Source organism: Pseudomonas abietaniphila (assembly GCF_900100795.1).
Classification (GTDB): Bacteria; Pseudomonadota; Gammaproteobacteria; order Pseudomonadales; family Pseudomonadaceae; genus Aquipseudomonas; species Aquipseudomonas abietaniphila.
This window is the reverse complement of record NZ_FNCO01000047.1, coordinates 1-1,832: the sequence shown is the minus strand read 5'-3', so window position 1 is coordinate 1,832 and position 1,832 is coordinate 1. Positions and strand designations below refer to the sequence as shown.

The 1,832-nt window shown below is 50.1% G+C and carries 2 protein-coding genes; both read right to left on the bottom strand.

Annotation, left to right across the window (positions count from 1 at the left end):
- On the bottom strand, positions 1-1,147 hold a 1,147-nt coding region (locus BLS87_RS33260; RefSeq protein WP_244165946.1), incomplete at its 3' end, for a TniQ family protein.
- A gap of 382 nt (positions 1,148-1,529) precedes the next feature.
- Positions 1,530-1,817 carry a hypothetical protein gene (locus BLS87_RS35030; protein ID WP_341845445.1) on the bottom strand — a complete coding sequence of 96 codons (288 nt, stop codon included), beginning with the start codon at positions 1,815-1,817 and terminating at the stop codon, positions 1,530-1,532.
- Positions 1,818-1,832: the final 15 nt, after the last annotated feature.

The following is a 1,832-nucleotide window of genomic DNA, read 5'->3' as shown; positions in this document are numbered from 1 at the left end:
GGAGTTTTGCCATTAACCATGCGTTATCATTTTCTAGAATCCATTGCGTAGGTTTGTACGCCTTCTTCCAGAGGTACTCGACATCGGCGTCGGTACGCAGCGCTAAAAGCAACTCAATTTTTTGGCGATATCTAGTTTTTTGGTTAGGAAGCGATTGTTCGCCTTTGGGAACTCGCGGAGAAACAGAGGCACTCAGCAGGATAGACTCATTCTTCAGAGCCTCTTCAAAGTTATCTGCAGTGGAAAACAAATGAAGAGCAATGATCAAATGCCGCGCGAGCGGCATATTTAGCTGACCTTTATCTGATTTGAGCCGGATCCATTGCTCATGCTTTCCGTTGTTGTAGGCTGGATCAATCTGCGCCAAAAGTTCATCGCCGTAAGCGCTTTGGATGCTGTCGAATAGTTTCGCAATACCCGCATTTTTTCCGAAAATGAATCCGCGCTTCTTGCATTGGCGGACGTAGCACGAACTCAATACCGTACTGCCTATCGGAGGAATATTGCGTTGCAAGATATCGTGTGCGAACAGAGCGACTTTCTGTTCCATCTTTGAACCCTTGTGTATTGCTGCGCTGTTTAACGGGCTCCAGCCGCATGCGCATGGCTCAGTCAGATTGGGAAGCAGCTTCAATTTACGGTAGAACGGGCGAGAGCACTCGGGGCAGGCATGGATCAATGCGTCGCCATGACGCCAACAGACGGCAACACCGGGTATCTGGTGAGATCGATGCCAGTAGGCAGAACCCCGCTCAATCAAATCTTCCTGAACGCAGGTAGGACAAAGCTTAGCCTTGCCATGGGTGGACTCTTCTCTGCGGGGCACCCGTACCACCCCGTCATAACCCAGCGGTCCTTCGTTGTTCTCCGGCCCCTGCTTAACCCCAAGAAACGGCCGGTAAGCAGGAAAAGTAGTATTGCTACTGATCAGCTCTGCGAGATTGCTCTCCGATTGCCCCGGCAGCCTGTGCGCGAGCCTCTCGATCTGCTTGGGTACGATGCCACCAATGCAAAAGGGTTTCGATGCGAACAAATCGCGGTAGGTTTCTGTCGCGGTTCTATTGCCTGACAGATAGTGATAGCGGGTGACACGAGAGTGCAGCATTTCATCCGGCATCGACACGGGAAAAAATAATAGATCAGACATCATTTACCAATTAAAGGTAGGGGTCGAAGAGAACGTGCATCCGGGGGCAGTATATATGCAACCCGTAAAATTCTGTATCCGGTCTGGATTTGGAAATTACACAGCCGCTCAACTTTGAATCGTAGTAAATTCATCTAAACCCCGCCGCGCCCGTACTCCTTGAAATACAGAACACGTATCAATAACCCGTGTAGGTCAGCCAATGGCGATTGCAAAACTATTTCGGGTGATCGCGGGTTAGTACGTTTTAGATGATGATTGTGATCATCCAGCGTATGCCGACGCTATTCTGGAGGGTGCAAATTTTCATTAACAGAAAAACAATGTGTTCACGGTGAATTGATTTAGAACTTTTTTTAGATGGAGAGAATGCCCGGCTGGATTACATCGGGGGCCGAATGCTCGCGACTCTGTAGAGCGAAGAACGTGATATAGGCTTGCCCTCCGAGAACAATTGGCGTCTAGCCCATCGCAGACGCCTATCGTGAAAGCCTTCGATTGGTTCACATACTTTTTCGAGCATTGCTGCACAGAGAGGAAGCTTGCAGAGCTGCTTTTCGAAGCGAGAAAGAACATGAAGCTCCCGACCAATCCTGGTACGCGAAATGCGGACAGGCTTACCCGCGAGAGCATAAAGCGTGTCGGCACACTGACGGACTTCGCCGGCCAGTCTCGCATCGAGGGC